This is a genomic window from Leisingera caerulea DSM 24564, assembly GCF_000473325.1.
GTDB classification, from domain to species: Bacteria; Pseudomonadota; Alphaproteobacteria; order Rhodobacterales; family Rhodobacteraceae; genus Leisingera; species Leisingera caerulea.
On sequence record NZ_AXBI01000020.1, the window covers coordinates 181,356 to 206,536 of the forward strand.

The window sequence follows — 25,181 nt, forward strand, 5'->3', positions numbered from 1 at the left end:
ACGTGAGGTGAACTCGTGGACATCGAGACCGACATTCAAATTGCAGAGTGTGTGCTCGGTGTAAGTGAAGACTTGGACAGAAACAGGGTCTACGCTGAAATCAAAAGCTGCCCGGAAATGTCGGATCGGTACAGCCGGTGGATTGAGGCTCTCGACGCTTTGATGGAAGACGGATCTGATGACGAAGGCCCGGAGCCGCCCGACGTCTTCGCCGAAATCGAGGCACGGATAGATGACTGCGAAGCAGACCTCCCCTGGGCCATCTCCGCATAGCTGCGATCGCCCGGCATCTCATCGCAAACAGAATGAAAAGGCTACGTTTCTGAGCAGATGGGTGATGCGACACACCAAGAATGTTCATATGCCCAAAGGTAAATCCCCCCAACTTTGCAGATGAAGGGCCCGCTGGGATCCAGAGGACGTGTTGCGCGGAATTTCCGCCTGCTTACGCCGCACCCGGCGACGGAGAAATCTCGGCGGGCTCCAGGCCAGCGCTCAGTGCCTCGTACAGTCGGCCAGACATGCCGTCGTGCAACCGGGTGAAATGGTTATCGAAAGCGAAGTACATGGCGGCCACTTCCTTGGTGTCCTGCATTCGCCCGATCAAAATATCACCCTCGTTGGCCAGATGCAGAATGTCACGAGTGTTTTCCACCGGCCCGTGGCGGAAGTTTCCATCTGAAACCTCGCCGGCTGGTCCGAGCATCCACATCATCGGACCTTTGCCCATGCGATCCCAGTTCGGTTTTTCGGTCTTCATATTTCTCTCCGTCATATAAAACATGCCGAGCAGCCCGGCCTGAGAATGTCACACTTTGCTTTTCGCAGACTGCCCCGAAAAAACCAAGCAACAGCCGGAGGATGTCCTGAGAGAACCTCCCCAACCTTGCCACCTGGGCGAACCCGGAATAGAAAATCTGCAGGGTATCGCCTGGCGGAGAGTTGTGATGCGGGATGATGAGGGCTTTCTGAGCCTCTTGGACGACGGGAACCGTGATCCTGCCCGCGGGCGGGTGACGCATCCGTTCGGCGAACGCATCCTCGCCCTTGGCGTCGATCGGTTTGGCAGCGAATACGGGCAGATCGTCGAGGGCCTGGCACGCGCGGCAAGCGAGATGATTGCAATGGTGGTGCCTGAGAGCCTGGTGAAAGACTGGATTTCGGGTGCGGCACACCCCTCTAAGGATGAGATGGACCTGATCTGCCGGGCACTGCATTGCGATCGAGATGATCTCCCCTTTTCCGGCTATGCGATCTACGGAAAGCCGGACCGCGGCCGCGATGCCGGCGGCAGGGTTCGCAGAGCTCTCGAGGCGGCCCGCGCCATGCGGGATATGTCCGGTTGCGGCTGCAGCCCGGAGCTGCTGGCGGCGGATCGGTTTGCGGAGCGGCTCAAGATGGCATTGATCTTCCTCGGGCGCCTTCAGGAAAAGGACCCGGCGGACTGGGACACAATCTTCCCGCATATCAGGTACCTCATCGGCCCCCGCGCGGAGCGGATCCGGGAAGGGCTTTTCGATGGGAAGATGCCCGAGGATCCGGTCCTCGAGGAGATTGCCAAAAGGAGCGGAGTGGAAGCCTGCTTCCTCGCCGGCCGCGCCTGGTCGGAGCATTCCTTCGTGCTGATGAAGATTTCCTGAGGCCTCGAGTTCGATAAATCCATTCTTTTCAAGTGAGTTACAGGGCGGGTCATGCTGGATTTCACCGATCGAATTGACGAAGACATGATTGTCGACGGGGCCAAACGCGTGGCGCTTGCCAGGAAGCAAGCCGCAACCAGTGATCCGCGCGCCGGCCTGATGACGACGTGGCGCCAGCAGAACCGATACTGGGGGCTGAGGACGATCCTTTTTGAACATGCCACCGGGGTCCCTTACGGCGAAGTCATCGCGGCGCTGCTGGAAAATCCCGTCCGGGGCAATGACCCGACCAACGAAGAGGCCGCCCGGACCCGGGCAATCCGGGATTTGTCGGACGCCAGCATGCGCGGACGGGACATCCCCGAGCTTGTATTCGAGAACTGGTCACGGTGGTCCTTTTTCCCGGACATCATCCGGGACGTGTTCGAGGTTGACCCCGAGGAAATGCGGATTGCTGTCGAAGCTTTCGACAACGCCATCGCCCGGGCGGTCATCGACTATGAGCCAAAATATCAGGAGCGGATCGAAGAGGTAACACGCCGCTGGCGCGAAGCGTACAACAAGCAGCCCATCAGAGCTCCTGAAGTAGACATACAGCAGCCCGCAGCCCCCAGTGAGCTTCCGGATATCTACCGTCTGAGCGCGCACTGGAGCGGCGCAGGCGCTGAGCTGCGGTTCGCGGCCACATCCGATGATCTCCGCGGGCATCAGGAACTGCTCCACCCCATTCTCAGCGGCATCTGGAAGCTGCTCATTCCCTGGTCTGCCAGAGGCGGCATGTCGGCAGATTACCGGGCGGGTACGCTTTCGGTGAAAGTGGATTCCGGCCAGCTGGACGAGCTGATGGCCTCAACCTCAATTCTTTCGGAAGGCATCTGGAAGATCCTGGACCTCGATCGGGATCTAACGCCTCTCCTGTCTGAAACAAAGGCCATCTCCATTCTCCAGGTATCCAGAGACGAGTTCCGGGAGCTCGCGGACATCGGGGAAATCTCTCCGTGGCGCACGCTCCGGCTCAAATCCGGCCCCGCGGCCGGCAAGGAGTTCATGGGCTATACGCCCCTGGACATTCTGGAGCTGAGAGACCGGCTGCACGCGGGCTGATCAGACGCCTTCTTCAGCCGGTCATTCCGGCTGAAGGAAAGACGCGCCTCGCAGCATGCCATCACGCGGCCTGGGCCGCCCGCCGCGCCGCGGCCTGCCCGGCGGACCAGACCTTGCCCGCGCGCCTGACCTCGATGAGCTTCGTGATCGTCCGCTTGTGGGTGTCGCGCCGCGTCTGCGCAATCTCATTCCCGCCCGGCATACGCATGGCCTTCGCAAGCTCGCGCTGCTCTGCCGCAAAGAACCGGATGTGCTCTTTCAGCAGTGCGCGGAAAGCCAGGTACGCCTCCTTGCTGCTCAGGGAAAGCGTCTCCCCGAAGAAGACCTCCGGCGCCTCCTGCAGATGCGTCCACGCCAGGAGCAGGCCGCGGCCGTCGCTCATGTTGGCGCAAAGGCGGCGGAAAACATCCGCGCAGGCCGCATCGGCCGCGATCGGCTGGAGCATCAGGGTTTTCTTTTCAGTGGTCATGGGTCTCATCCTTTGAGATTGGGTTATCTGTACATGTTTCTGATTTTCGCTAACCGGAGAGCCCGGTTAACGCAGGGCGCTATCAGGGTTGCGCCGTCAGCCGCGCCAGACGGCGCTGCAGGTTGCCGATCTCGCGAAGGCGCTCGCTCTCACGCTTCCCGGCCGCCTTCTCCGCCAGGCGCTCAACCTCTTGCGCCATCATCGCCTGGCGCTCTTCAGGCCCGGCAAAGAGCCATGCGGCCGGAAGCTTGTGCTGCTCGCTGTCGGCGCACCCCATGCAGGACGTATCCTGCTCGATGGAGATGAACTCGTTGCCGAGAGACCAGTCCTTGACGCCATATGCGGGATGCATGCCCGAGGCTTTGCACCACGCATGGAAAAGCTCCGACACCCGTTCATCCGCCCATTCCTGAGCAGAGATGGTCAGCTCGAAGTTCTCGGCCGTCACCGGACGCATGCCGCGGCCGCCGCAGGTTCCGCAGGCCGGAGTTTCCTCCGCGTTGAAGCCGCCGCAGGCCGGGCAGTCAGAAAAATCGCTCATCTCACACCTCCGCCCGGGCAATGGCCGCCTCGACAAGCCGATCCAGGCGCGCATCAGCCTCTTCCAGCTGAAGCTTGGAAGCGGGCAGACGGCCGTCTTTCATGTCGCGCACATCCCGAACCGCGCTGGCCAGCTGCTGCAGAAGGGCCTCGGCGCGGCTGCCGGCCGGGCGCGCATCCGCCGCCCACGCCCGCGCATAGGCGAGCACGCCAAGCAGAGCATTGAACCGCAAACGGTGGTGGTCGATCAGCCTCGCAGTCGCCGGGTCGCCGCAGCCGCCATTGACCTTCTGCCCCTGGCGGAAGGCCAGCTTCAGATGATGAAGCAGGCGTCCGGTTTCCCGCAGCACCACGCGCAGCTCGCGGCGCAGCTCCCGGTACCCGCCCCACCCGGTGACACCAAGCGAAGCCATGAAGTTGCTCGCCTCCCGGCGCGGGATCTCATCAGCGCAAGCGTGCGCCATGCCGGCGAGCTGCCCGACCGAGATGCAACCGGCATGATTCAACAGCTTCTGAAGTTCGTACTTGCTGTTGGCTTTCGTTTTGACATCACTGTTCATCAAAGTTCTCCTTGGTTTTCCGATGATCAAAGGATTGCGCAGCCCCACGGGCCCCGCCCGTCCACATCGGCAGACGGCGAAGGCACTTGGGAGTATCTCTGCGGGTAAAGGGTCCGGCGCCGATCGCGGTCAGGACTGGGCTGCCATCAAAATGCGGCGGCTCGATATGATCTTGATCGATGATACGGACATAGGGGATGCCAGCCGCGTCAAGCTTGCTGGCGAGCAGCTCGAGACGGTCCTCAGAGCCGCCATCGAGACAGACTTTCGTGCCCGGCCGAAGGCTGGCATAGCCCTCGGCGTTTGCACGCAGTTCGGTATTGCCGTGAGACAAGGAAGAGAGAAGCGTATCGACATAGGCATGACCCGCTTGAGCGTTGGACTTGCCTTCCGACATGATCAGGTCGCCGCGCAGGACCGCATAGAGACGCAGTGTCTCGTCCGGGGCAACTTTCTCAGCAGGGATCTACTGGATGCGCTTCATCGTCTTTCCTTTCACATGCCCCCTCAGGGGCGAATTGGTAGACTAACGGGAGTCGAACCCGCCTGGCGTGGACGTTAGGGCGCCCTGCTGTTCCCGCGACTTAGTCCAAAGTGCCGAGGCTTGCGCCCAAGCAAGAATTCCGGTGCGAGGCTGATGCCTCTCAATGTGACCCTTGGATTGGCGGCCGTAGGGGGCTGCGGCCATCTTGCCCGCATCGTCTCTTTCGAGGAACCACCTTACCGGGCCTGGCAGGTTGGCGGGGAGCGTGTCCCCTCGTGATGCAGGATCAGATTATGCAAACGGCCGCAGCCCGTCAATCCTTCTAGCGTACTTTTTTTCGCACTTTTTGCCGCGACCTCAGTCGTCGCGTTTGCGGGCGATCAAATCGGCAAGATCCGACAGCTCGATGAAGTTGTCCGCCTGGCGGCGCAGATCATCAGATACCATCGGCGGCTCGGACCTTGTGGTCGACACAACGGTTACGCGGCAGCCCTGCGCCTGCAGGGCGCTGACCAAGGCGCGAAAATCGCCGTCGCCGGAGAACAGCACGACATGATCCACATGCGGTGCGACCATCATCGCATCAGTGGCGATCTCGACCGCGATGGAGCCCTTTTTCTTCTTGCGGCCAAGGGGATCGGTGTATTCCCGGAACGTCTTCGTCACCACGTTGAAGCCATTATACTGCAGCCAGTCGGTCAGGGGCTTCAGGGGCAGGAAGTCGTCCTGCTCGCTCACACAGGTGTAGTAGCTCGCCCGCAGCATCTTGCCGCGGCGCATGAACTCCTCCCGCAGCAGCTTGTAATTGATCTCGAAGCCGAGCGCCTTCGCGGCGCCGTGCAGGTTCACACCGTCAATCAGCAAAGCAATGCGATCATCTTTGTAAAACATCCTGGGGACCTTTTTCATTTTTTGGTTCGTCTTTTTGGGGATCAGCCCCTCCAGGAAATCTATGTGGAAAACCGTTGAGGGTGAATGCCTTAATTCTGTTTTTCGCATATTCGGACGCCTATCATGTGGACAACAGCACAAGCGGCCGGAGATCCAATGCTAACCTTTGAAACCATAGGCCCCTGCACGCTTTACCTCGGCGATGCGCGGGAAGTTCTCCGGAACTTGCCGGAAAAGGCGGATCTCGTTGTGACCGACCCGCCCTACAAGCTGACAAGGGGCGGCAAGAACGCGCAAGTCATGTCTGGCATCTTTGCGTCCAACCAATACGACAATTCCGGCACGCTCATGGAAGTCGTGCCCTGGGAAGAGATGGCGGCGCCGATCTTCGCAGCCTGCCGTGATCACTGCGACGCGTACATCATGGCCAATGACAAGAACGTCTTCGATGCCCATGCCGCCTTCATTAGCGCGGGCTGGAAGCTGCACAACCTTCTGACCTGGAAGAAGGGCGCCCCGACCAGGAACAGGTGGTACATGAAAAACCTGGAGTTCACCCTGTACCTCTGGAAGGGTCGCGCGGCGACGATCAACATGCCGGGATCGACACAGGATTTCGACTGCCCGCGGCCCAAGAACCGGTTTCACAGGACCCAGAAGCCGGTCCGGCTGCTGGATCATTACATCCGGAACTCGTCAAACCCGGGCGAACTTGTGCTCGACCCGTTTGCCGGTTCTGCCTCTACCCTGGTTGCCGCAATGCGCGCCGGGCGCCGGGCGGTGGGGATCGAGCTCAATCCTGTCTGGTTCGAGAAATCCTGCGAGCGGCTGCACGCGGAATGGGCCGCTATCTGCCAGGGGCTGGAAATGGCGGCCGAGTGATCTCTTCCCGGACGATATTTGTGAAAAGCAATCCCTCATGACTGACAGAAGCCCGCAACCAGGCCCGTTCGGCTCCTATTGGGTCGATGGCATTCTGGACCACCCCAGCGGCGATCCGAAGATGGACGCCCTGCAGCAGGATGCGGCCTATCGCGCCGAGCGGTCGATGGCCGATATTGAGAACCGGCTGCGCAAAGCCTCCAGCGGAGGCTTTGCGCCATCCGATCTGCGCGGCCTCGCCGCCAGTCTCCTCACGATCGCCGCCCTGAAGCTGCACCGCGAATTCAATCCCGTGGCACATGAATGCTTGATGAGCCACTGTGTGGGGGCTCATCCGGATCTCGAAAAGGTACGGGAGGGGCTGCGGCAGAGAGAAGAGCGGATCCTGCAGGAGAGCATCGCAAAAGATGAGGAAATCCGACGGCTCCAAAGCCGCGTCACGTTCCTTGCCCGCGGGATTCTTCTGCTCTGCGTCGTGCTGGCGATCATCCTGATCTGACCGCCAGCCGGGGATCAGGGCTTGCCCGGACCGGCTGATGCCGCCCCCTGCCCTGCGCTGCTGTTTCTTGCCAGCAGCCCAACGACAAGCAGGACCCCGGTCGCGGCAGCGGGGTACCACATATTTGAGAACCAGGGCGAATAGTTCAGAAAAGCAAAGCCCCGCGCTTGGTCAATCAGGTGGAACAGGGGATTCCATTTGAAATAGACCAGCACATGCGCTGGCAGCATGTTGGCAACGAACATCTGGCCGGATCCGATCATGTTGAACCGGCTGTATGCCTGGGCCGCCAGAGCGGACAGCCGTGGGAAGACACCCTTTGCGGACAGGAATATGAGCCCGGCGCCGGCGCCTGACAGCCAGCAGAGGATGAAGGCGCTTGCCAGACCTGCCGCATCATCGATGCTGAAGCTCTTGATGAAAACGTGATACGCCCCTGCCACGATGGCGATCGAATACGCCTGGACATAGAGGCAAGCCAATGCGGATGCCGCGAGCCCCGGGTGAGCCGCATCATCCTGCGCTCCTGTCCGCCCACCAGACAAGACAGCCCCCATGGCACGGATGTGCAGATTGAACATGCAGACGCCCGTGATGAGGTAGATCAGCAGATCACCCCGGACCATCGCAGTGCCAAACCCGGTGAGGATCGAGAAGAGGTAGAAGACCCCGACCAGGATGAGGGTCTGGGCAACGTTTGCAGCGATGCTCAGCAGCAGGTGATCATTCCCTCGCGCAACTTCTGCCGCGGTGGCATTGTGGAGACGGCCAGCTGCCCTGACCGCCCCCATCCAAACTCCGGACAGGCTCATCTGCCCTCGGCTGTCCGCCATTTCTTTTTCGCAGACCCGTAGCGCGCCGCGGGAAGCGCCGGCATGGCGGGCTCGACCGGCAATCCGTCGATGGTGCGGCCGGTCTCCGCTTCGTAGTTCTTCTGCAGCGAGTTGTTGTAAATCACACCGCAAACGACGCCCAGGACCAGGGCGGGAGCAACAGCGGCACCCGAGATGGTTGCGATGTTGGCGCAAGCGGCCAAGGTGCCGACGGCTTCAACGCTGACGTTTGCACGGGCGGGGGTTGCGCCGCCAGACACGATCAGCTTCTTCAGGCCATACTTCGCCGGGAGGGCAAGGAGCGGCACCGCATCGCCGAAGGGAGCGAAAATCGGGTTCGCCTCCTCTGCCACGTTGGTCCACAAGCCATAGGCGGTGGTTGCCGAGTCCGCATAGTCGCCAAATCCCAGGCGCACCCTGTCGAGCCGGTGCTCAACCCTGGCACCCTCTACAGGTTTCGCCGATGCCGACTGGCGCGCTTCCGGCGCCTCAGGCGGGACAACCGCCTGGTAGGTTCCGGACGGCGCGGAGCGGGCTGCCGTCTTGGCAGGTTCATTTTTCGCACATGCGGAAAGCGCAAGAGCCGCAACGCAGCTCAGCGTGACAATGCTTGATTTCATTTTTCGCAATCTCTTCGTGGTGGTTCTCCCCAAACGGTATTGCGAAAAATCCAAGCCAGCAACGCGCCGGAGCCCGCGCCCGCATCAAGGATGTGGACAACGGGCCCGTCCGGTCCAGAAAGCCGCTGTTCTAGGCAAGCCCGAAGGCCCGGCGCACCCGCGAATGCTGGGGCTGGACCGTTTCTCTTGCCGCCGCAGTCCCCGCTTCCAGGATTTTCCGGATTTCTCCGGCTTCGCTTGCCAGCATCTTGCGCCGGGCACGGATTGGAGCCAGGAGATCCTGCAGCACCGCCTCAGCGCGCCGCTTCAGCACCATGTCGCCCAAGCCGCCCGCCCGGTACCGCTCCTTGAGATCCGCCACCGCCTCCGGCTCAAGGTCGAATGCATCCAGCATCGCAAAGACCACATTCCCCTCAACCTTGCCGGGGTCGCTGACGCGCAAGTGCCCATGGTCGGTGTACATGGCAAACACCTTGCGGCGGATATCGTCCGGCTCGTCGGACAGCATGATGGCGTTTCCGGCGCTCTTGCTCATCTTGCGGCGGCCATCAATGCCTGGCAGGCGGGGCGCATGCGACTGCAGCAGTTCGGCCCGCGGGAGCACCTCCTCGCCTGCCATCCGGTTGATGCGCATCGCGATTTCATTGGACAGCTCGACAAGCGGCGCCTGGTCGGCCCCGGCAGGAACCAGATCGGCGCAAAATGCGGTGATATCTGCCGCTTGCGAGACCGGATAACACAGGAACCCCGCTGGCAGGCTATCACCAAATCCCCGCGCTTCGATTTCAGATTTGATCGTCGGGTTGCGAAGGAGCCGTGAGACCGGAACAAGATTCATGTAGAGCGTGCTCAGCTCTGCCAGCTCAGGAATGCCGCTTTGCAGGGCAATTGTGGTCTGCGCCGGGTCGATCCCGGCCGCCAGGTAGTCGAGCGCCAGTTCGAGCACGTTGCTGCTCACCTTCGCTGGATTGCCCGCGTTATCCGTCAGCGCCTGGAGATCCGCGATAAGGATCGTTTGCCGGTTTCTCACCTGCAGCTGAACCCGCCCCGCCAGCGTGCCGGCCAGATGGCCGATGTGCAGCGGGCCGGTTGGCCGGTCACCGGTGAGAATGCGATGCCCCGAGAGGCCGTGTGTATGATCGAACATCATGTTCATCCTTTGAAAGGGATGCCGCATGCCGCAGGAGATGTTCGGGGATCATTGGACCGGCCGCCGCTCGCGCGTCATGCGGCCATCCGGGTCCTTGAAGTTTGGAAACAGGAAAAGGCCGCCTCAGAGGGGCAGCCACCAGAATGCAGGGGAGTATGCGCTCATCTTTTCCATAACCTGGATCTACAGCATCATCCTGATTTTCGCAATGAACGTTTTGTTTTTTCTTTTCATTTTTTCTTTGCTCTGATCCCGGCCACAGGCCGAGACCAAGGAGGCCCTGCCGGGCCTCATCTTCTTTTCTTCTTTTCCCGTCAGGAGGTGTGCTGCCTTGAACTGTATCGGAGCTGGCGGCCGAAGAATGTCTTGATGTAGGTTTCGATCTGAGGGCGGCTCCCCGGCCAATTCCGGCCCCAGTCGGACAGCCGGAATGGCAGATCTGCTTCATGGCACCGCGGATCGATAAGCTCCAAGAACTCTGAGCTACTAATCTCTGGGATCGCGAAAGAAAGAATGAGGATCCCGCCGGTCAATTTCGGCGTCATCCAGAGCGGCCGGACCCGCATCCCGTCCCTCCAGCTCCGCCTTCAGGCGAGCCGTCTGCCGGCGCAACTCTTCGTTCTCCCGCTCCAGCGAGCTGACCCAATCCTTGATGGCCTGACGCTCGCGCCGGAATTGGCCGTAGGTCGTGATCACCTGAACTTTGTCCGGGTCTTCAGCAATTCCAAGCGGAAGCAATGTCCGGTAGATCCTGTCCTTCAGGATCTGATCCCTGACCAGGGCGGAAACGGGCGGCTTGCCTTGCCGCGCCTCCGCCTTCCCGGCAGCGCGACCTGGCTGGCTCTCTGACCGCACGGGCCTCGCAGTCTCGACATCAATCAGGATTTCCCTGGCAATGCCAATGACATCCCCGGCCTGTATCCGGTGCTTTTGAGCAATGCGCTGAACGTCCTGCGAGCGGACCTTGTTCTCCACTGCCGCTGTACGCAGGCTTGTTGCGACAGCGCGGGATTGTTTGACGGGAATCTGGCTCATGCCAACTCCTGGAAATACTTTATGAGCGCCCCATAAAGCAAAGATCCCCGATCTCCAATCGCAAACCTTCAATCCGCGCCTTTCTCGCGAATTCATGCTTCCCGACGATGCCAGCGCCATGATGCTTTTGTTTTTTCGCACACACCCCGTAGCTTCGGAAATTGAACAACGCCGGGGATTATCATGTCGTCAAACCTGATTCAGCTGAAGTCAGAAGCCCTTTCAAACCTGCAAAGCCTCACCCTGACCAGGGGTGAAAACCCAATGCTATGCGAATTCATTGTTCATTCTCCGGCTTTGGGCGTCTCCTCTGGCGTCCTGCTTAACCTGGAGGAAAGTGATCTCCAATCCATTGCTGCGACAGTCGATCGAGCAGCTGGTGAGGCGGCACAGACGGGTCAAGACTTCCATGAAACCCTGCCCTACCACCTGGTCTCGACCGCCCTGCCCTATGCGCTGCTTTCCGAGCTGCTGACGGGCGTTGCGAGCCAAGCTCCGGAAGACTACCCCGAAGACCAGGTTGAAGCACTGCAATCCGTGGCGCTCAGCGCTTTGACCAGCACCGCGCTTGAGATCATGAAGCGGCTTCCGGATATTGGCGCATCCCACCTGAATGAAACGCTCAACTTCCTCACGTCCGGTGACATTGAGGCGCGAAGCCAAGCCCTCATCTCATACCCGATGATGGCCGAAAAGCTCGTAACAAACCGCAAGTTCCGGGCGATCATCGACGCACGATCAGAACTTGGGCCGGTCATCGCTGACGAGCTTGGGCTGACAGCCGCACAGATGCGGGTCTATTCCCGCTTCGAACGCGCAATCTCAGACCTGACCTTTGACCCCGGCAATCCCAATGGCGCCACGCCGGTCAAACGTCGATGCGTGACCCGCTTCGGCCATGCGACCTCCATGAACAACATTCAAAGCATTGCGGTTCAGGCAGCACAGCGCATCCGCTTCGACCAGCTGCCCGCAGGTGCTGACGCGGACGACCACGTACGGGTCTTGGAAGTCCTGGACTTCACAGATACCGCATTGGATTTCGAGAAAACCCTCGATGTCGGCCCCGCTCCTTTTGACCGCATCTTCCGGCGCATCTCCGCCACCGATTGGGGGTCCGCCAAGTCTCGGCTGAGGGACCAGAAATCAAAAATGTGGGACACTCATGACTACCTGCGCAACACGGCAAGGTATCTCACCAGTGCCATCCTTGCCCAAAAGCTGCAGGACGCCGAAGGGATTGACATGCACCGCATCAGCAGCACTGCCCACCAGCTGCTCAGCGAAGAAGAACTGCACGCAGATGATGCTGTCTACCTGTCGACTTTTGCGGACCGCATTCAAGAAAAAGCCTGGATGACTTGCCGTTCAGTCCTGCAGGTGATCGGAGAACACGCGAGCCTGAAGACCATCGCTGAAGCGGATGCCCGCTGGCACCATACACATGGTCAGATCGACAATGAGATGATGGCGATCCAGCAGAATATCGAATGGGCGCCGCTTCTGGATGAGATCCAAGTCGGCTCGCTTGTTGCGAAAGAGCTGTCCAGCACCGACGCTCTGATCCAGCAGGGGCGCCGCGAAAACCATTGCGTCGGCTCCTATTCCCGTCATGTGCTGGACGCGAACCATCAAGCCCTGATGCTGCTGTTTTCGATCGAGAGCCCTGACGGCCGGATTCTTTCCACTGCCGAGCTGACTGGCCAGAAAATGCAAATCCAGCCGGACGGTCCCGGCTACAGCTGGCAAGTGACCCAGCACAAGGCAAAGAATAATGCCTCCCCATCCCGCGAGGCTGAGGCCGCGGCGGAGGCGTTGCGCACCCGCCTGGAAGACCTCAGCGCTGAAGAAGTGCAGACCTATGCTGACCGTATCTCCACCAACCAGGGCAACCTCAAGGAGAAGCTGTCCCGTTTGGTCAACGCTTGCGGCGCCAATATCTGCGAGACGGATATGCCCGAGCGCACAATGCAGCTGATCGCGCCGCTGCTGCCAAAATCATTGCGCGGGCTCAGCGCCGCCGATTGGGCCGAAGCCGCCATTCCGCACGACCAGGACACCAAGATCCTGCCCAGGCTGGATGAATGCATCAGCAAACTCAGCTCAGACCTGGCTGCGCTCGAACCTGCACGCGAAACCGAACCTAGCTGCCCGTAATTGAAAGGTGCCGAACATGACTCAAGAAGATAACCCCCAGGAAGTGACCTCGTCCTCCATCGAGCCCTGGCTCGCCGCCATCCTTCATAAGTTTGAAGTCACCACCATCGAGGCAAGCTTCTCGGGAAGCGGCGACGAAGGCCACATGGATGATCTGATCCTCACTCTGCGTGAAGGGGCGGAAGGAACGGAAGACTCTGTTTGGAAAGCCCTCAAAGAGCTGAAGGTCCGCAGCGCTGAATCGTACCGCAAATCCCTCTGCGACATTCTGGAAGAGAAGGTCGAGAAGGATGCCGACCCGGTCGGCAACTACAGCGACAACGAGGGCGGCTCCGTCTTCCTGACGATCGCGATCTCGGAGGATGCCGCGGAGGTAATCTACACCGATTACACGCCTGGCTCATATGATGACGAGTATGACGATGAGGAAGAACCGGAATATGAGGATGATTTCGATCCGGGCACCTGAATCCACAAACAGGGTGCCTGCATCGATTGCAGCGCCTTTGCGAATTTGCGAATATCTCTCCAATTAAGGAGCGCCCATGTCACACCCGTACCACCATGCCCAGTCATCGGCCCGCAAATATGGCGGGACGCCGGAAGACTACCTTGCAATCCATTCCTGGTTCGACGGCTCGAAAAGCCAGATGGCCAACTTCCGTCACCGCGCACTGCGCCATCATGCCTTCGGCATCTTCGAGATGGAGGCGCAGTTCGGGCCGACCCTTGTGAACTCTGACGGCAAGACCATTCCAACCAGGTTTATCGGCGAGCAGCATGTGCGGGAAGACTGCGGCGGGATCATTCCTTCCGCCCAGGACTGGCTGCGCGGCATCCCCTCAAAGCCATGGATGAATGTGGGCCGCCTGGCCGACGATTTCGTTCGGGTGCCGGCGGGCGATGCGCCGGATCTGAGCCTTGAGGCCTGGCGCGCGGCGGTCGCTGCCGGCGAGACGACCCTGGGTCACAAGGAATGGTCCGAGCGCATCGAAATGATGACATGCGAAACCGCAGGCGAATGAAGGAAAGCCCATGAGCACAGACAAGATCCGCGCGCCCGAACCGACAGAGCTCGAAGCAATCGAGGCCCGCCGCATTACCCATGTCGAGAACTCCCTGAAAAAGGCACTTCCGGAAAGCTTGCAGGGTGAACCTGAGATTGAGAAGGCTCTCAGCGGGCTGGCCCAGGCAGCAATTGAATCGGTGGATCGGTTCCCTGAAGATGGTTGGCCATTTGAGGCAGATCTGAACACTGCCCCGGGTGAGCTCCACCCATCGACTGCGCGAAGCATCGAGGAGATCGATGCGGCCGTATTCAGCGGGGACGCCTTCCACGCGACGGAAAGCCATCTTTTCCTTGCCGCTCATGTGCAGCGCTGGTCGAAAGCGCTCCGGCTTCTGCGGGAAGACGATTACCATAACCGGCCGCAAGACCCGGATGACGATGAGGGTTTGTCGCCATGAGTGCCGCCGCGCAGCCCTGCGCCCCTGACGGCCGGCCCATGACCCAGCGTGAAATCCAGATCTGGAATGATGCGGTCGCGGCCTGCCGGCAGGCCGCCATGACGGCCGTAGACCAAATGGAGGCCGAAGCGGCAGATGGCATGCCGAACCCCGCACGCATCGTCGTGCGCGACGTCAGCAACCAGCTGATGCCGGGCGATGAACGCAGGGTGCTGCCGCAAGACATGCAGGACCGGCTCCTTGAAGCCTTCGGCCGCATCAACACCACCCCTTCAGAGGAAAGCAAGACAGATGAATGACGACCGCACCCCCTACTACAGGTTCGATGATGCCACCGGGCAGCTCTTCTTTCATGCGGGCGGCGCCAGGACAATTGCGGGCGACATCGATCTCGCACTGGCCTGGACAACAGACGAATGGAGCGGCGGCTGCCTGCACAAGCACGGGCCCGCGGAAATGGTCGAGCTGCGCGCAGTGGAGATCCGTGAAATCGATCCCAGTATCCAGGTCGCGATCATCCCATGGGAAGCAATCCGGCACCCGGAAGCGGGCCCCAAGATCCTTGAGGAGGTCAACGCCTGCATTGCGATTTCCGGTCGGGTCAGGGACTTCGATGTCCGGCTTGGCGAAATTGCGGCATCGCATGAGGTCGAGGTCTTCCCGCGCGACACCGCCTCCGCACCATCTCTCTGACAGGAGCGCTGAAACGCCATGCAGATCCACTACAATATCTCTCCTCTTCACCAGATGGAGCCAGATATACGGCTCGCGGACTCAATGCTCTACGCAGCCCTGAAGAGCGAGCTGGGTGACCGCATCGAGATCTTCAGCTCCTTGCAAGATTTCAAGGAGGACGGACCCCTCTGGGGGATGGACCACTATGACAGGCCCGATGTCTTGCGCCGCCGGGCAGCCGCCTATCGCGACCCGGCCGTGCTGGCAGCCATCGAGGGCGTTATCGTACCCGCCCGCGAGGCGGGCGCGGTCATGGACGAGATCAGTGCGCGCGGCATCTCCCCGGCCATGCGCAGCGTGGCTGACCCGATCGGGCAGTATTACATCCCGGGCGCGGGCGGTCAGTTTGACAAGCTGAAGGACAGGATCCGTGTGAAATCGGAAGACGAAGACGTCCTGATCCACCCGGCCCCGGAAACCCTTCACGAGCGCCGCTACATGATCGTGGCAGGCGAGATTGCGGCGGAAGGGCCCTGCCACTATTGCAGCGAGACCCCTGCCCTGCTGCTGGACCCCGCAAACCGGAACCGGTCAGCAAGAAACTTCTGGGAGAAACTGGAAGACGCGGACCCTCATCACCTGGAGCTGCAGCGCGCAGCTGTTGAAGATCTTCTGGCAAGATACCCCATGACCTCAGGGGCGATCGACGTGGGGATTGCGCAGGAGCCTTCGACCGGCCCCAGGGCGCTTGTTGGGCAGGTCTGGGCAGCAGCACCCGGCGGCGCTCTTCCGCTTTTTGCTGATCCGATCGCCTATGCCGGGAAGATTGCAGCGCATCTCCATGTTCTGGAGCCCGCATTCGCTCAGGGTCCGGACATGGAGATCTGAGCGTCCGCACAGCCGCGTCTCCATTCTCTTGCAGCGAAGTGCAGAGTGCCGTTTCGCGGCACTCAATCACCCGGCCGGACTTATCCCGGGCCCCGGCCCCAATCGGCGAAAGCGGCCGCTTCCAATTGCGGCGCCCTGCGGCGGGCGCGCGCAACCAGCTCGCCTTCGATAGCGCCCTGCGCCTCGATCAGCGCATCCATCCAGGATTGGGTGAAGCTTTCCTGCAGCCGCATAGACATATTTTCGCGTTCCAGCCGGCGCGCCAGGATCTCGAACGTGTCCTGCTCCTCGAGGATCGATTGATAGAGAGCATCAAGCCCATCCCGTGACAGCTCGGCCAATTCCGGATTGCCAGCGATCTGCCCCGGATCCTGCCACTTCAGAGAGGCCCACTCAGGGCTGCGTTTGGCGGGCCGCTCGGCCGCGCCGCGCACCTTCCTGATGGCATCCTCGACCCGGGATTTCCGCTCATTTCGGAAGCCGTAGAAATCGTGCTTCTTGAGCGCGCAAAGACGGATTGTACTCTCTTCAGGATACATGGTGAAGAGGATGATCTTGCCGGGCAGATGCTTGTGCAGAATACCCGCCCAGCCCTTCTTGTCGCCGATGAAAGCCTTATCGCCCCCCGGATCTCCGCGAGATACCGCCTGGATCATCTCCGCAATACCCTTGCGGATCGCCCAGTAGTTTGGCGTTTTTCGCAAGCCCGCCAGATCTTTCCAGAAAAGGTCGGAGACCTCGACCTTAGTGATCTTCCTGTTTTGCATCAGACCCCGCCTCATCGCCATCCTGGGGCTGATCCGCGAGCATCTGCGAGACGAAGTCATCCGGCTGGAGGGTATCAGCCACCGGCGCAGCCGCGGCCGCATCCCGGCTGGCATCGAGGAGCTCACGGTCAAACCGGCGCGCGCTAACGCCCGACTGGACCTTCATCCGGTCACGCATTTCGCGGAACTTCTGGGTGTCGAGAAAGCTCATGATGACCTCCATGCCTGATGTCATCTGCAAATATACCGATCGCAGTGCCACCCCGCAAGATATGCGAATAATTTTTTCCGTTTTCCGTTTCAACCTTTCATGACACCCTAATCAAGGCGGGAGAAAACCAGAAGCATACCCAATGTCAGCGCGGCAGGAGAGCCTCCGGGCCCGGCTCGTATCGCGGATCCATCGCCCGCGAAATTTCTGCGGTTTCAGGTTCGATTCCAAGACGTCGCAAACGGGCCCTCGCCCAGTCAGCTGTCACAGCGAAGTGGTCCGAAACGGTTTCGATCCCGCCAGCCGCCCAGGCCGTTCGCACTTCGCTCTCAGGCATCAAGAACGCCGCCGCGAACCATTGCGCCTCACGGCGGCAGCGCATCAGCATCTCATCCGAACGGTCCAAATGCCTGGGCACGGACATGCCAGAGCCCGGATTGGCAGCACGGACCTTTGGCCAATGCAACAGGCGATGGCCGATTTCGATTGCCATCACGCCATGATTTTCGCAAGCGCTTCGGAATGAGCTGAGGAAGACGGTGAATGTTCCGTCCGGATTCACTAGGAGGCCATGCGGGTATTTGCCGGCGATGTCGGCCATTTGCGTGCGGCTGCCATTCCTGGCCAGCAATGCCTTCAAGTCAAAGCCGCTGCCGATCTGAACGCCCGCCCGCACGCGTTCCGCAAAGGCTTCAATGCCGGCGCGGCCGACCCCCGCGGGTACCGGCCGCATGTAGCGGCACCTGGCAGGGTTTTGACGCCCGTCAGCTTGCATACTTGAGCAGGCGCGTCATCCGCACCTCAGCTCGCATTATGGTTACGCCGAACGTGTCTGCAACCGCATTGGCTCCCCCTTTCTGAAATACCTCGCGAGCAAGCGCTGCCGGCATGAGAAACGCGTCCGCAAAAAAACGCGCCTCCTGCCGGCTACGGATCAGCCCCTCGTCAGCATCATCAATGCGTACCGGGATACGCATGCCCGCATCAGGATGAACATCCCGGACCCTCTGCCAATGCAGGACAATATGGCCGAATTCCACCGCCATCGTTGTGTTTGAGCAGCGCGCAGGCCGGTGCGTGGAGAAGCATACTTCAAAGCTCCCATCCGGTTCGACCCGAAGGGCATGCGGCCAGTGATCCTCGAAGTCGATCCGCCGCACCTGGCCGCCGCGCGTGGAGATAAGCTCGTCCAGATCGTATCCGGTCTGGACGCCAGTCTCGATGCGAATGCGCTCCGCAAGCGCCTCGATCTCGGACCGGGCCATGCCGGTTTCGATTGGGCGCAGATATTCGGTAGCCGAGGTCATATGCTCAACCCGCCTGCTTCAACAGGCGCGCCTTCTCCCGCCCCCAGTCGCGCTTGGCGGAGGTTTCGCGCTTGTCCGCTTTGTTCTTGCCCTTTGCCAGGCCGATCTTCAGCTTGGCGACCCCCTTTTCATTGAAGTAGAGGGTAAGCGGCACGATCGTCATGCCCTGGCGCTGGGTGGCGGCCCAGAACCGCGCGATCTCGCGCTTGGACACCAGGAGCTTCCGGCGGCGGCGCTCCTCAAAAGCACCGAAGGTGCCCGACTGGCCGTAGGGGGCGATATAGCCATTCACCAGCCACAGTTCGCCCTCCTCCACAGCCGCATAGCTGTCGGAGATATTGGCGCCGCCCTGGCGCAGGCTTTTCACCTCGGGGCCGGTCAGCACGATACCGGCCTCCAGGTCGCTGTCGATATGGTAGTCGAAACGCGCCCGGCGGTTTTCAGCGATGATATTCTTGCTCTGCCTTGTCATCTCGACTCTCCTTTTTCGCAATCCAGTCTGCCAATGCTACCTTTTCAGGCATCAACCTTGTCTTCGGGCGCACCCTCGCCATCAGGCAGTTCGATGGATTCGCAGAAATGCTTCATACCCCGATACATCCCGATGATGAGTGGGATCTCGATCAATGCAGAGAGCACGCCAATGCCGAAACACGCCAAAAGCGAGGTGAGATCGTCTTTCCATGCAACACCAAGAGCAAAGACCTCGTTCCACACATAACCTTGAGCCACAAGGAAGGCGAAAGCGAACACGGGGCTATAGAGCCCAAATAGCACGGCGAAAACCAAGACACGGCGCAGGAATACAAAACCATCATCAGGAGCAGCTTTGTATCCAAACATTGCCGCCCGATAGATCAAGGTATTCTCTTCAATCTTCACGACTTTCCTACCTTACACTTTGATTTTCCCAAATATTCTTCACGGGCGGCCTGCACCATCTGATCGACGTGCTCATTGGCAAAATCGCCCGCGTGTCCACGCTGCCAGTCATTGCGGAAGCTGAAGCCCATTTCCTCCAGCTGCGCCTTCAGATGATCCAGCTCCATCATCAATTCCTGGTTTTTCACCGGCTTGCCGTCCGCCTTGCGCCAGCCGCGGCGCTTCCAGCCCGGAATCCAGTCAAAGAAGGCGTTCAGCGTATACTGGCTGTCCAGGCGCAGCCGGATCTCACAGGGCGACATCCGGCCCGCTTCCGCAAGGCTGCAGATCATGCAGAGCGCCCGGTCAAGTGCGGTCACCTCCATGATGTTGTTGGTCGAGTGCTCCGCGGTGCCCGCCATCTCTACCGCTCTACCGCTTGCGTCGAGCAGCTCGCTCCCCTTAACGGCCTCACCATCGTAGATCGCAAAGGCCCAGCCGCCGAGGCCCGGGTTCGGAGAGCATCCGCCATCGGATGCGATCGTGATGAAAGTTGCCTGAGCCATGAATGTTTTCCTTTTTTCGCAATGTGCGTTCTATCAGCTCGGCCGCACCCGGGCAACTCTATATTTTTTCGCATATCGCAATCGCGTGTGCTTAGAGCTGCGCAACATCAAAGCCATATCGGCTCAAGTTGAAATTTGTGGTATGCTTCTCGCTCAAGACGAGTGTTGGGGGTTTAGTATGAACACGCAGACGGATAACGACAGCATCCCGAGACCGGCAAGCGGGGGCGGTGAAGCCGGGTCAGGCGGCGCCGGTAGTGGTTCAGGCGGGGATCATGGAGGCGCCGGTGGTGGTTCAGGCGGTGGAGGCGCCGGTGGTGGTTCAGGCGGTGGAGGCGGGGATCATGGGGGCAACGGTGGCGGCAATGGCGGCCAGGCGCCGGATCCAGGACCTGCAATTTCCCAGGCCCAGTGGGTCAGCAATTTGCTGACAGCAGGTCTGCTGGCAGCTGCGGTCTGGGGCTTGTGGGACACTTCAACCCAGATCGAGGAAACCGGTGATCAGATTGCCGGGTCCACGCTTTACCAGGTGGCCCGCGATGGGCGGGAACTGATGAGACAGGTCAGAAAGGGCGACGCCGAGGATGCGGATGTTCTGAGCTACTTCCATGCGACCTACCTTCTGCATGAACGGGACGTTCTGGACGAAGATGGCTGGATCCCGCTGAGGCGATCCTACTGTTATTACATCAAGGGGTCAGAAACTGCGCGCGCATATCTCGCAAAGTACAAGGACAGGTATGACCCCGACTTCATCAGCTTTTCATCAGAATATGAAGGAGGTGCGACATGCGCCTGATCGCAGCCTGCCTCGCAATAGCACTGACCATGAGCCCCGCAGCCCAAGCAGGGCCGTACTTTAATCCACCTGCTGATAGCTCCGAAGAAACCCGCAATGCGCTGAATTCGATAGAAAGGATCCTGAACCAAGCGCGCAAGTTTGTGATCGATTTGCTGGATCAATGGGAAAGCGATCCAGGACAGGCCGATGACAACGCAAAACAGGCCGCAGAACTCCTCAGATCGGCGCAAGAAAACCTTGCGGAGTTCACCTTGCCGGAAGGAGAAGACTTCAACCTGGATTACGAGCCGGATTCAGAGCTGGCCCGCAGTGTCTTGCTGCAGTTCGAAGCCCTTGTATCGCAATTCCCCGGCGTCGAACGACCAAGGTCATATTCTGAACTCCTGAACGCGTCCGCGGCTGTCATCGGGGCCTATGCCAGCGCCTTGGAAGAGCTCTCGCCGGATGACATCCGGGATCCGGGCGCAATCTGGCGTAATGCACGGGAAGTTCTTCGGGCAGATAACCTGGTTACGCTATTCGGCTCCGGCGCCAGCCTCCTGGCAAACCCGGAATACACGCAATAAATCACTGCCGCGGGCCGTCCGCCACTGGGCGGCCTGCACGGCATTCCAGGTTCACGCAGCAATCAAAATGCGAATTTTCAATTCCCTTGTTGCAAACCGAATTGCGACCCCGTAGGCTGCGCGCCATGATGAAGATGAACGCACACACAACAGCGACCACCACCACGCCATTCAGGCGGGTTCTCTGGTCGTGAGCTGAACGCATCTCCCTCACCCAAACCCCGCCGGGCAGCCGCGCGGGGTTTTGTTTTGCCATGCGGCCGTCCGGCTTCCCAATTCCCGGAACAAGGACACCGAAAATGGAACTCGAAGATCACCGCATGCTCGCCAAGCGCTTGGACCTCTATCACATTGAGGAGAACGCGCCGGGCATGGTCTACTGGCATCCGGCCGGCTGGCGGATCTACCGCGCCCTTGAAGATTTCATCCGCGCAAAGATGCAGGCCGCGGGCTATGAGGAGGTGCGCAGCCCCGCCCTTCTACCCCGCGAGCTCTGGGAGCAATCCGGACATTGGGAGAAGTTCGGCGAGAACATGTTCTCTCTGCCGCGCCCGGAGGGCCGGGACCTCGCATTGAAGCCGATGAGCTGCCCGGGCCACCTGCAGATCTTCAATTCCAAGCGCCGCTCCTGGCGGGATCTCCCCGCACGCTATGCGGAATTCGGGATTTGCCACCGCGATGAGCCCTCCGGCTCGATGCACGGGCTTATGCGCTCGCGCGGCTTCGAGCAGGACGACGCCCATGTGATCTGCCGGCCCGAACAGGTGGAGGCGGAAGTGGCCCGTTTCGTGCGCCTCCTGAAGGAGGTCTATGAGGTGCTCGGCTTCCCGGAATTCGACGTCGCACTCAGTCTCAGGCCGGAACAGCGGGCTGGCAGCGAGGCGGACTGGGATGCATCCGAAGCCCAGCTGCTCTCAGCCGCACGCGCCGCGGGGCTGGAGCCCGGCATCCTGCCGGGAGAAGGCGCCTTTTATGGGCCCAAGCTGGAATTCGCACTGCGCGACCTGCAGGGCCGATCCTGGCAATGCGGCACCATCCAGCTCGACATGGTCCTGCCAGGCCGCCTGGAGGCGCGCTACGTCGGCGAGGACAGCGCTCTGCATGTTCCGGTTATGCTGCACCACGCGGTCCTGGGCAGCATGGGCCGCTTCATCGGCATCATGCTGGAACACCACCGCGGCCGCCTGCCCTTCTGGCTGGCACCGGAACAGGTTGCGATCCTTCCGATCTCGGACGCACAGGCTGAAGCGGCCGAGGCGGCCCATGCCGCAATGCGCGGCGCCGGGCTGCGGCCGGTCATGCTGAACGGGGGCGAAAGCCTGCAGCGGCGCCTGGTCGAGGCGCATGAGCGGCTGATCCCGGTGCATGCCGTCATCGGAAAGCGGGAGGCTGAAGCGGGACAGGTCATGCTGCAGGATTCCAGCGGCAAGCGGGCAATGCCGCTTGCAGACGCGCTGTCCAAGCTGCGGGAGGGCCTTTATTATCTGGCATGATTTCCTATAGATACATAGGAAAGGCGACACTATCACATACGTGTTCCGGCGCCGGAGGCTCACAATTGAGCTTGCGCATGCTGCTCATCATGTGAGGGTCGGACCCCAGATCGAGTTTGTGGTCCGCCAGCACAAACCACAGGTCTTCGCTTTTCCGGCCGACTGCCCGGTCAAGCGCTTCAAGTCCCTGCTGATGGCGGGTCGTTGATGCCAGGTTTGGCACGTGAAGGTGATAACGGCCCGCTTCCAGAGGAACGGCCTCGGCCGCTCGCGACATGATCTCCAGATCGGCGGCAGCTTTTGCCTCATCCCCTTTGGCATGTTGCAGAAGGAGATCAAAGAGCGCAGCCTTCGGTACGCCGAAAATGTAGCTTCGCTCCATTCCCATACCGGCATATCCAAGCAGATCCGGATGCTCGGACTGCAGGCGTTCGATGGTATCCCAGTCGTAATCATCCTCGATGTCCGCCTTTTGAAGAAAGGCGGACATCGATGCCTCCTCTTCAGGGCTTATTCCGCGGCCGCGCAGAGCCTCCAGGATGCTGCCGGCCTCAGATGTCTGATCATGATCGACCGCAGCGCTGAGCACCCCGTCCCTCAGCAGCATGGTCACGCGGGTGTCCCCCGCGGGGACGTGGAAGATTCCAGCGCCATGCAGGTAGTAGCTGTTGCGCGCCATCAGCTGATGCAAGTCATTGATGTAGAGCGGATCGTGCTCTTCAAGGTCCGAGAAGAACTTGCCTGCCGCGCCGCCCGGGTGTTCGATCTGGTTGAAGAACAGGAAGTCACCGCCAGGGTGATCGATCTCGTAGTGGAAGACGGCCGCATTGGTGCCAGTCTTCGCCGATGCCGTTTCGGGAAAGGAGAAATGGTCCGGCTTCAGTCCGATCCGGATGAAGGCAACCTCGCCCGTATCGCCTTGGCGGTCCGAAATATCGAGCAGTGGAGCCACCGGATCTTGCAGCAGCCCGGTGACGATATGCACCACATCCTCCGCGCTGGTTTCAGCCTCATGCAGCGGGATGGCCTCCTGGCTGATCCGCGCGCGGCCGAACAGCAGGTATTTTGCGGACCAGTCTGAATTCCTGTTTCCCGGCTGCAGCATCTTCTCGAGATAGGGTACGAGGTACGCGCGGACATCCTCATCGGGGCTGTCTTTCGCTTTGCGCAAGCTTTTCTCCAGCTTGGCTCGGCCGTCGCACTCATTGCGGGCGGCACGCACCCCCTCTCCGGCTGCCAAGGCGTGCAGGAACCCAAGCCTGAGCGAGGGCGGAAGGTCCGGGTTCTGCTCTGGCAGGCGCATACCCTGATCCATCCGCAGCTGCATCATCAGGGTGCAAAAGTCGTCATCATCCGCAAGCGCCACGATCGGCGCAATCTCTGCTGGCTTCCAGGCCAGGATCTGATGGGCACGTTCGGCAAGTGTTTGCAGCATGGGTCTCTCCTACTTGCGCCGATCCTAAGGAGGATATGCGAAAACAGGAACCTTCAAGCCAAATCGCATATGCGTTCTTTCGGCCTCAGCATTCCTGAATCGCTTGACTTAGTTTACGAGACGCCAATACTGTACCCTGAAATGAAACAGAATTCACCCAGCGCAAACCAAGTGGCTGCCGCGCTCCCCTTGGGCGCAATTGTTGATAGCGGTTGGCTCGGCAGCCGCGGATTGAGCAGGAAGCAGCAATCGAACCTGGAGCAGGCGAACATGCTTCGCCGGCTGGCGCCCGGCATCTATCAGCGGCCGATTATGGACTTTCTGCAGGACGAAACTGACCCTTACACGCTGCTCCTGTCTCTTCAGAATCTTCATGGCGCCGCGGCGCATATCGGCGGCAGCGGAGCCTTGAGCATTCAGGGCCTGAGCCACTACTTGCCACTTGGCGGCAAGATGCCCATCACGGTTTATATCGACCAGCCATCCCCCTGGATGAAGCGGGTGCCGGTAGCGCCCCCGATCAAGTGGCAAAAGCCATCGCTCATCAATGGCGATCTGGGCATTGTCGATCTTGACCCGCTGCAGTACCGGCTCTTCACCCCAAATCCCGCCTGGAGGCTTAAAACCTCCGGTCCGGAACGCGCAATCATGGAACTGATCGAAGATCTGCCGAATGGCACCAGCTTTCACCTGGTCGACACCACCTTCCAGTCCCTGTCTAACCTGCGCCCCAGGCTGGTCAGCAGCCTGCTGAAGAGCTGCAAGAGCGTCAAAGCCAAGCGGCTCTTCATGATCTTTGCCGAGCGCCACCAGCACTCTTGGCTAAAGCATATCAAGCTGGACGAGGTCGACTTCGGGTCCGGGAAGCGATCGCTGGTCGCCGGCGGGCGGCTGGAACCCAAGTACCAGCTGACGCTGCCCGAGGAATACGTCCGGAACGAGGAAGACTATGATGGACCCGAGATATAAAGCACAAGTGCAGCTGCTTGTTAACGTCCTGCCAGCAGTGGCAAGCGTTGACGTCTTTGCGCTGAAAGGCGGCACCGCTATCAACCTTTTTCATTTTGACCTCCCACGCCTCTCTGTTGACATCGACCTCACCTATTTGCCGGTGCAGAACAGAAATGAGAGCCTGAGAGGAATCTCAGATGGGCTAGGCAAGATCATAGAGGAGGTCGAGACCCTGAGGCAGCCGGGCTTGTCGGTTTCACGCATCCTGGGGGGGCGATGCGGAGAACACAAGGCTTTTGATTTCGGCCGGCTCTTCAACAGTTAAGAT

Annotated in this window: 38 protein-coding genes and 1 riboswitch; of the genes, 19 read left to right on the forward strand and 19 right to left on the reverse strand. The window is 60.3% G+C overall.

Going from position 1 to position 25,181, the window contains the following annotated elements; translation table 11 throughout:
• Positions 1-15 precede the first annotated feature (15 nt).
• Positions 16-273, forward strand: coding sequence for a hypothetical protein (locus CAER_RS0104265; RefSeq protein WP_027234231.1), 258 nt, complete (start codon positions 16-18; stop codon positions 271-273).
• 172 nt (positions 274-445) lie between these two features.
• Here the strand turns inward: CAER_RS0104265 and CAER_RS0104270 are convergent, their stop codons facing one another.
• Complete coding sequence (locus CAER_RS0104270; RefSeq protein WP_154667657.1) at positions 446-760, reverse strand: hypothetical protein; 315 nt, start codon at positions 758-760, stop codon at positions 446-448.
• 187 nt (positions 761-947) lie between these two features.
• On the opposite strand from CAER_RS0104270, the gene CAER_RS0104275 reads away from it, so the two are divergent.
• Both CAER_RS0104275 and CAER_RS0104280 read left to right on the forward strand, forming a co-directional pair.
• Entirely contained in the window at positions 948-1,640 is a 693-nt protein-coding gene (locus CAER_RS0104275) for a hypothetical protein (RefSeq protein WP_027234233.1), read from the forward strand.
• A gap of 51 nt (positions 1,641-1,691) precedes the next feature.
• Positions 1,692-2,744, forward strand: a complete 1,053-nt coding sequence (locus CAER_RS0104280; protein ID WP_027234234.1) for a hypothetical protein — start codon at positions 1,692-1,694, stop codon at positions 2,742-2,744.
• 61 nt (positions 2,745-2,805) lie between these two features.
• Here CAER_RS0104280 and CAER_RS0104285 read toward each other — a convergent pair whose 3' ends face one another.
• The 5 genes from CAER_RS0104285 to CAER_RS0104305 form a co-directional block, all read right to left on the reverse strand.
• Positions 2,806-3,213, reverse strand: a complete 408-nt coding sequence (locus CAER_RS0104285; protein WP_027234235.1) for a hypothetical protein — start codon at positions 3,211-3,213, stop codon at positions 2,806-2,808.
• 82 nt (positions 3,214-3,295) lie between these two features.
• A complete protein-coding gene (locus CAER_RS0104290) occupies positions 3,296-3,754 on the reverse strand; it encodes a hypothetical protein (protein WP_027234236.1) in 459 nt (152 codons plus the stop codon).
• A gap of 1 nt (position 3,755) precedes the next feature.
• Positions 3,756-4,313 (reverse strand): hypothetical protein, encoded by a 558-nt coding sequence (locus CAER_RS0104295; RefSeq protein ID WP_027234237.1) that lies wholly within the window; start codon positions 4,311-4,313, stop codon positions 3,756-3,758.
• Positions 4,303-4,779, reverse strand: a complete 477-nt coding sequence (locus CAER_RS29165) for a peptidyl-tRNA hydrolase (protein WP_322786334.1) — start codon at positions 4,777-4,779, stop codon at positions 4,303-4,305. The genes CAER_RS0104295 and CAER_RS29165 overlap by 11 nt, the downstream gene beginning before the upstream one ends.
• A gap of 181 nt (positions 4,780-4,960) precedes the next feature.
• Positions 4,961-5,084: riboswitch (SAM-I-IV-variant riboswitch) on the reverse strand.
• A gap of 70 nt (positions 5,085-5,154) precedes the next feature.
• On the reverse strand, positions 5,155-5,688 hold the full coding sequence (locus CAER_RS0104305; protein WP_027234239.1) for a LabA-like NYN domain-containing protein: 534 nt from the start codon (positions 5,686-5,688) through the stop codon (positions 5,155-5,157).
• A gap of 156 nt (positions 5,689-5,844) precedes the next feature.
• Here CAER_RS0104305 and CAER_RS27460 point away from each other — a divergent pair, with 156 nt between their 5' ends.
• Together CAER_RS27460 and CAER_RS0104315 are read left to right on the forward strand one after the other, a co-directional pair.
• Entirely contained in the window at positions 5,845-6,570 is a 726-nt protein-coding gene (locus CAER_RS27460) for a DNA-methyltransferase (protein ID WP_036796873.1), read from the forward strand.
• 37 nt (positions 6,571-6,607) lie between these two features.
• The gene (locus tag CAER_RS0104315) at positions 6,608-7,069 is read left to right on the forward strand and encodes a hypothetical protein (RefSeq protein ID WP_027234240.1); all 462 of its coding nucleotides are present in this window, start codon (positions 6,608-6,610) and stop codon (positions 7,067-7,069) included.
• Between the two features lie 14 nt (positions 7,070-7,083).
• On the opposite strand, the gene CAER_RS0104320 is transcribed toward CAER_RS0104315, so the two are convergent.
• The 3 genes from CAER_RS0104320 to trpS all read right to left on the reverse strand — a co-directional run bounded on the left by CAER_RS0104320 (position 7,084) and on the right by trpS (position 9,669).
• Positions 7,084-7,881, reverse strand: a complete 798-nt coding sequence (locus CAER_RS0104320; protein ID WP_154667658.1) for an ABC transporter permease — start codon at positions 7,879-7,881, stop codon at positions 7,084-7,086.
• Positions 7,878-8,522, reverse strand: coding sequence for a hypothetical protein (locus tag CAER_RS0104325; protein ID WP_027234242.1), 645 nt, complete (start codon positions 8,520-8,522; stop codon positions 7,878-7,880). The genes CAER_RS0104320 and CAER_RS0104325 overlap by 4 nt, the downstream gene beginning before the upstream one ends.
• A 130-nt stretch (positions 8,523-8,652) precedes the next feature.
• The gene (gene trpS, locus CAER_RS0104330) at positions 8,653-9,669 is read right to left on the reverse strand and encodes a tryptophan--tRNA ligase (RefSeq protein ID WP_027234243.1); all 1,017 of its coding nucleotides are present in this window, start codon (positions 9,667-9,669) and stop codon (positions 8,653-8,655) included.
• Between trpS and CAER_RS29565 the strand changes: the two genes are divergently transcribed.
• The gene (locus CAER_RS29565) at positions 9,658-10,047 is read left to right on the forward strand and encodes a hypothetical protein (RefSeq protein WP_154667659.1); all 390 of its coding nucleotides are present in this window, start codon (positions 9,658-9,660) and stop codon (positions 10,045-10,047) included. The two genes, trpS and CAER_RS29565, sit on opposite strands and share 12 nt — an antisense overlap.
• A gap of 111 nt (positions 10,048-10,158) precedes the next feature.
• Here CAER_RS29565 and CAER_RS0104340 read toward each other — a convergent pair whose 3' ends face one another.
• Positions 10,159-10,707, reverse strand: a complete 549-nt coding sequence (locus CAER_RS0104340; protein ID WP_027234245.1) for a hypothetical protein — start codon at positions 10,705-10,707, stop codon at positions 10,159-10,161.
• 183 nt (positions 10,708-10,890) lie between these two features.
• Here CAER_RS0104340 and CAER_RS0104345 point away from each other — a divergent pair, with 183 nt between their 5' ends.
• From CAER_RS0104345 to CAER_RS0104375, 7 genes are all read left to right on the forward strand, one after another.
• Entirely contained in the window at positions 10,891-12,864 is a 1,974-nt protein-coding gene (locus CAER_RS0104345; RefSeq protein ID WP_154667660.1) for a PcfJ domain-containing protein, read from the forward strand.
• A gap of 16 nt (positions 12,865-12,880) precedes the next feature.
• On the forward strand, positions 12,881-13,333 hold the full coding sequence (locus tag CAER_RS0104350; protein ID WP_027234247.1) for a hypothetical protein: 453 nt from the start codon (positions 12,881-12,883) through the stop codon (positions 13,331-13,333).
• Positions 13,334-13,409: 76 nt separating this feature from the next.
• Positions 13,410-13,889 carry a DUF6915 family protein gene (locus CAER_RS0104355; RefSeq protein ID WP_027234248.1) on the forward strand — a complete coding sequence of 160 codons (480 nt, stop codon included), beginning with the start codon at positions 13,410-13,412 and terminating at the stop codon, positions 13,887-13,889.
• Between the two features lie 10 nt (positions 13,890-13,899).
• A complete protein-coding gene (locus CAER_RS0104360; RefSeq protein WP_027234249.1) occupies positions 13,900-14,331 on the forward strand; it encodes a hypothetical protein in 432 nt (143 codons plus the stop codon).
• 38 nt (positions 14,332-14,369) lie between these two features.
• Entirely contained in the window at positions 14,370-14,630 is a 261-nt protein-coding gene (locus tag CAER_RS0104365) for a hypothetical protein (protein ID WP_154667661.1), read from the forward strand.
• Entirely contained in the window at positions 14,623-15,024 is a 402-nt protein-coding gene (locus CAER_RS0104370) for a hypothetical protein (protein WP_027234251.1), read from the forward strand. Before CAER_RS0104365 ends, CAER_RS0104370 begins: the two co-directional genes overlap by 8 nt.
• Positions 15,025-15,108: 84 nt before the next feature.
• Positions 15,109-15,894 carry a hypothetical protein gene (locus tag CAER_RS0104375; protein ID WP_154667662.1) on the forward strand — a complete coding sequence of 262 codons (786 nt, stop codon included), beginning with the start codon at positions 15,109-15,111 and terminating at the stop codon, positions 15,892-15,894.
• An 80-nt stretch (positions 15,895-15,974) separates the two neighbouring features.
• Here the strand turns inward: CAER_RS0104375 and CAER_RS0104380 are convergent, their stop codons facing one another.
• The 7 genes from CAER_RS0104380 to CAER_RS27465 form a co-directional block, all read right to left on the reverse strand.
• Positions 15,975-16,661 carry a hypothetical protein gene (locus tag CAER_RS0104380; RefSeq protein ID WP_027234253.1) on the reverse strand — a complete coding sequence of 229 codons (687 nt, stop codon included), beginning with the start codon at positions 16,659-16,661 and terminating at the stop codon, positions 15,975-15,977.
• Positions 16,639-16,872 (reverse strand): hypothetical protein, encoded by a 234-nt coding sequence (locus tag CAER_RS0104385; RefSeq protein WP_154667663.1) that lies wholly within the window; start codon positions 16,870-16,872, stop codon positions 16,639-16,641. The genes CAER_RS0104380 and CAER_RS0104385 overlap by 23 nt, the downstream gene beginning before the upstream one ends.
• Positions 16,873-17,017: 145 nt before the next feature.
• Positions 17,018-17,473 carry an ImmA/IrrE family metallo-endopeptidase gene (locus tag CAER_RS0104390; protein ID WP_209320186.1) on the reverse strand — a complete coding sequence of 152 codons (456 nt, stop codon included), beginning with the start codon at positions 17,471-17,473 and terminating at the stop codon, positions 17,018-17,020.
• 163 nt (positions 17,474-17,636) lie between these two features.
• A complete protein-coding gene (locus CAER_RS0104395) occupies positions 17,637-18,179 on the reverse strand; it encodes an ImmA/IrrE family metallo-endopeptidase (protein ID WP_027234256.1) in 543 nt (180 codons plus the stop codon).
• Positions 18,180-18,183: 4 nt separating this feature from the next.
• Positions 18,184-18,651, reverse strand: a complete 468-nt coding sequence (gene smpB / locus CAER_RS0104400) for an SsrA-binding protein SmpB (protein ID WP_027234257.1) — start codon at positions 18,649-18,651, stop codon at positions 18,184-18,186.
• A gap of 44 nt (positions 18,652-18,695) precedes the next feature.
• Complete coding sequence (locus CAER_RS0104405) at positions 18,696-19,061, reverse strand: hypothetical protein (RefSeq protein WP_027234258.1); 366 nt, start codon at positions 19,059-19,061, stop codon at positions 18,696-18,698.
• Positions 19,058-19,606, reverse strand: coding sequence for a ribonuclease H family protein (locus CAER_RS27465; RefSeq protein ID WP_036796876.1), 549 nt, complete (start codon positions 19,604-19,606; stop codon positions 19,058-19,060). The genes CAER_RS0104405 and CAER_RS27465 overlap by 4 nt, the downstream gene beginning before the upstream one ends.
• A gap of 230 nt (positions 19,607-19,836) precedes the next feature.
• Here CAER_RS27465 and CAER_RS30605 point away from each other — a divergent pair, with 230 nt between their 5' ends.
• Genes CAER_RS30605 through CAER_RS0104425 form a run of 3 tightly spaced genes read left to right on the forward strand, consistent with a single transcriptional unit; the run spans position 19,837 to position 20,974 of the window.
• Entirely contained in the window at positions 19,837-20,037 is a 201-nt protein-coding gene (locus CAER_RS30605; RefSeq protein ID WP_027234259.1) for a hypothetical protein, read from the forward strand.
• The gene (locus tag CAER_RS28800) at positions 20,031-20,405 is read left to right on the forward strand and encodes a hypothetical protein (protein ID WP_027234260.1); all 375 of its coding nucleotides are present in this window, start codon (positions 20,031-20,033) and stop codon (positions 20,403-20,405) included. The genes CAER_RS30605 and CAER_RS28800 overlap by 7 nt, the downstream gene beginning before the upstream one ends.
• Positions 20,396-20,974, forward strand: a complete 579-nt coding sequence (locus tag CAER_RS0104425) for a hypothetical protein (protein WP_027234261.1) — start codon at positions 20,396-20,398, stop codon at positions 20,972-20,974. Before CAER_RS28800 ends, CAER_RS0104425 begins: the two co-directional genes overlap by 10 nt.
• 1 nt (position 20,975) lies before the next feature.
• Here CAER_RS0104425 and CAER_RS0104430 read toward each other — a convergent pair whose 3' ends face one another.
• Positions 20,976-21,230, reverse strand: coding sequence for a hypothetical protein (locus CAER_RS0104430; protein ID WP_027234262.1), 255 nt, complete (start codon positions 21,228-21,230; stop codon positions 20,976-20,978).
• A 43-nt stretch (positions 21,231-21,273) separates the two neighbouring features.
• Between CAER_RS0104430 and thrS the strand changes: the two genes are divergently transcribed.
• Entirely contained in the window at positions 21,274-22,467 is a 1,194-nt protein-coding gene (gene thrS / locus CAER_RS27475) for a threonine--tRNA ligase (RefSeq protein ID WP_051357691.1), read from the forward strand.
• 4 nt (positions 22,468-22,471) lie between these two features.
• On the opposite strand, the gene CAER_RS0104440 is transcribed toward thrS, so the two are convergent.
• Positions 22,472-23,902, reverse strand: coding sequence for a hypothetical protein (locus CAER_RS0104440; protein WP_027234263.1), 1,431 nt, complete (start codon positions 23,900-23,902; stop codon positions 22,472-22,474).
• Between the two features lie 69 nt (positions 23,903-23,971).
• Here CAER_RS0104440 and CAER_RS0104445 point away from each other — a divergent pair, with 69 nt between their 5' ends.
• Positions 23,972-24,871: a type IV toxin-antitoxin system AbiEi family antitoxin domain-containing protein gene (locus tag CAER_RS0104445; protein ID WP_161631065.1), complete on the forward strand. Its 900-nt coding sequence runs from the start codon at positions 23,972-23,974 to the stop codon at positions 24,869-24,871.
• The gene (locus tag CAER_RS30610; RefSeq protein WP_281172269.1) at positions 24,855-25,178 is read left to right on the forward strand and encodes a nucleotidyl transferase AbiEii/AbiGii toxin family protein; all 324 of its coding nucleotides are present in this window, start codon (positions 24,855-24,857) and stop codon (positions 25,176-25,178) included. Before CAER_RS0104445 ends, CAER_RS30610 begins: the two co-directional genes overlap by 17 nt.
• Positions 25,179-25,181: the final 3 nt, after the last annotated feature.

Bases quoted from the DNA above. Each gene is read 5' to 3' on its own strand.
- CAER_RS0104270 (WP_154667657.1), bottom strand. From the start codon at position 760: ATGAAGACCGAAAAACCGAACTGGGATCGCATGGGCAAAGGTCCGATG.
- CAER_RS0104275 (WP_027234233.1), top strand. From the start codon at position 948: ATGCGGGATGATGAGGGCTTTCTGAGCCTCTTGGACGACGGGAACCGT.
- CAER_RS0104280 (WP_027234234.1), top strand. From the start codon at position 1,692: ATGCTGGATTTCACCGATCGAATTGACGAAGACATGATTGTCGACGGG.
- CAER_RS0104285 (WP_027234235.1), bottom strand. From the start codon at position 3,213: ATGACCACTGAAAAGAAAACCCTGATGCTCCAGCCGATCGCGGCCGAT.
- CAER_RS0104290 (WP_027234236.1), bottom strand. From the start codon at position 3,754: ATGAGCGATTTTTCTGACTGCCCGGCCTGCGGCGGCTTCAACGCGGAG.
- CAER_RS0104295 (WP_027234237.1), bottom strand. From the start codon at position 4,313: ATGAACAGTGATGTCAAAACGAAAGCCAACAGCAAGTACGAACTTCAG.
- CAER_RS0104305 (WP_027234239.1), bottom strand. From the start codon at position 5,688: ATGTTTTACAAAGATGATCGCATTGCTTTGCTGATTGACGGTGTGAAC.
- CAER_RS27460 (WP_036796873.1), top strand. From the start codon at position 5,845: ATGCTAACCTTTGAAACCATAGGCCCCTGCACGCTTTACCTCGGCGAT.
- CAER_RS0104315 (WP_027234240.1), top strand. From the start codon at position 6,608: ATGACTGACAGAAGCCCGCAACCAGGCCCGTTCGGCTCCTATTGGGTC.
- CAER_RS0104320 (WP_154667658.1), bottom strand. From the start codon at position 7,881: ATGAGCCTGTCCGGAGTTTGGATGGGGGCGGTCAGGGCAGCTGGCCGT.
- CAER_RS0104325 (WP_027234242.1), bottom strand. From the start codon at position 8,522: ATGAAATCAAGCATTGTCACGCTGAGCTGCGTTGCGGCTCTTGCGCTT.
- CAER_RS29565 (WP_154667659.1), top strand. From the start codon at position 9,658: ATGATCGAACATCATGTTCATCCTTTGAAAGGGATGCCGCATGCCGCA.
- trpS (WP_027234243.1), bottom strand. From the start codon at position 9,669: ATGTTCGATCATACACACGGCCTCTCGGGGCATCGCATTCTCACCGGT.
- CAER_RS0104340 (WP_027234245.1), bottom strand. From the start codon at position 10,707: ATGAGCCAGATTCCCGTCAAACAATCCCGCGCTGTCGCAACAAGCCTG.
- CAER_RS0104345 (WP_154667660.1), top strand. From the start codon at position 10,891: ATGTCGTCAAACCTGATTCAGCTGAAGTCAGAAGCCCTTTCAAACCTG.
- CAER_RS0104350 (WP_027234247.1), top strand. From the start codon at position 12,881: ATGACTCAAGAAGATAACCCCCAGGAAGTGACCTCGTCCTCCATCGAG.
- CAER_RS0104355 (WP_027234248.1), top strand. From the start codon at position 13,410: ATGTCACACCCGTACCACCATGCCCAGTCATCGGCCCGCAAATATGGC.
- CAER_RS0104360 (WP_027234249.1), top strand. From the start codon at position 13,900: ATGAGCACAGACAAGATCCGCGCGCCCGAACCGACAGAGCTCGAAGCA.
- CAER_RS0104365 (WP_154667661.1), top strand. From the start codon at position 14,370: ATGACCCAGCGTGAAATCCAGATCTGGAATGATGCGGTCGCGGCCTGC.
- CAER_RS0104370 (WP_027234251.1), top strand. From the start codon at position 14,623: ATGAATGACGACCGCACCCCCTACTACAGGTTCGATGATGCCACCGGG.
- CAER_RS0104375 (WP_154667662.1), top strand. From the start codon at position 15,109: ATGCTCTACGCAGCCCTGAAGAGCGAGCTGGGTGACCGCATCGAGATC.
- CAER_RS0104380 (WP_027234253.1), bottom strand. From the start codon at position 16,661: ATGCAAAACAGGAAGATCACTAAGGTCGAGGTCTCCGACCTTTTCTGG.
- CAER_RS0104385 (WP_154667663.1), bottom strand. From the start codon at position 16,872: ATGAGCTTTCTCGACACCCAGAAGTTCCGCGAAATGCGTGACCGGATG.
- CAER_RS0104390 (WP_209320186.1), bottom strand. From the start codon at position 17,473: ATGGCCGACATCGCCGGCAAATACCCGCATGGCCTCCTAGTGAATCCG.
- CAER_RS0104395 (WP_027234256.1), bottom strand. From the start codon at position 18,179: ATGACCTCGGCTACCGAATATCTGCGCCCAATCGAAACCGGCATGGCC.
- smpB (WP_027234257.1), bottom strand. From the start codon at position 18,651: ATGACAAGGCAGAGCAAGAATATCATCGCTGAAAACCGCCGGGCGCGT.
- CAER_RS27465 (WP_036796876.1), bottom strand. From the start codon at position 19,606: ATGGCTCAGGCAACTTTCATCACGATCGCATCCGATGGCGGATGCTCT.
- CAER_RS0104425 (WP_027234261.1), top strand. From the start codon at position 20,396: ATGCGCCTGATCGCAGCCTGCCTCGCAATAGCACTGACCATGAGCCCC.
- CAER_RS0104430 (WP_027234262.1), bottom strand. From the start codon at position 21,230: ATGGCAAAACAAAACCCCGCGCGGCTGCCCGGCGGGGTTTGGGTGAGG.
- thrS (WP_051357691.1), top strand. From the start codon at position 21,274: ATGGAACTCGAAGATCACCGCATGCTCGCCAAGCGCTTGGACCTCTAT.
- CAER_RS0104440 (WP_027234263.1), bottom strand. From the start codon at position 23,902: ATGCTGCAAACACTTGCCGAACGTGCCCATCAGATCCTGGCCTGGAAG.
- CAER_RS0104445 (WP_161631065.1), top strand. From the start codon at position 23,972: ATGCGTTCTTTCGGCCTCAGCATTCCTGAATCGCTTGACTTAGTTTAC.
- CAER_RS30610 (WP_281172269.1), top strand. From the start codon at position 24,855: ATGGACCCGAGATATAAAGCACAAGTGCAGCTGCTTGTTAACGTCCTG.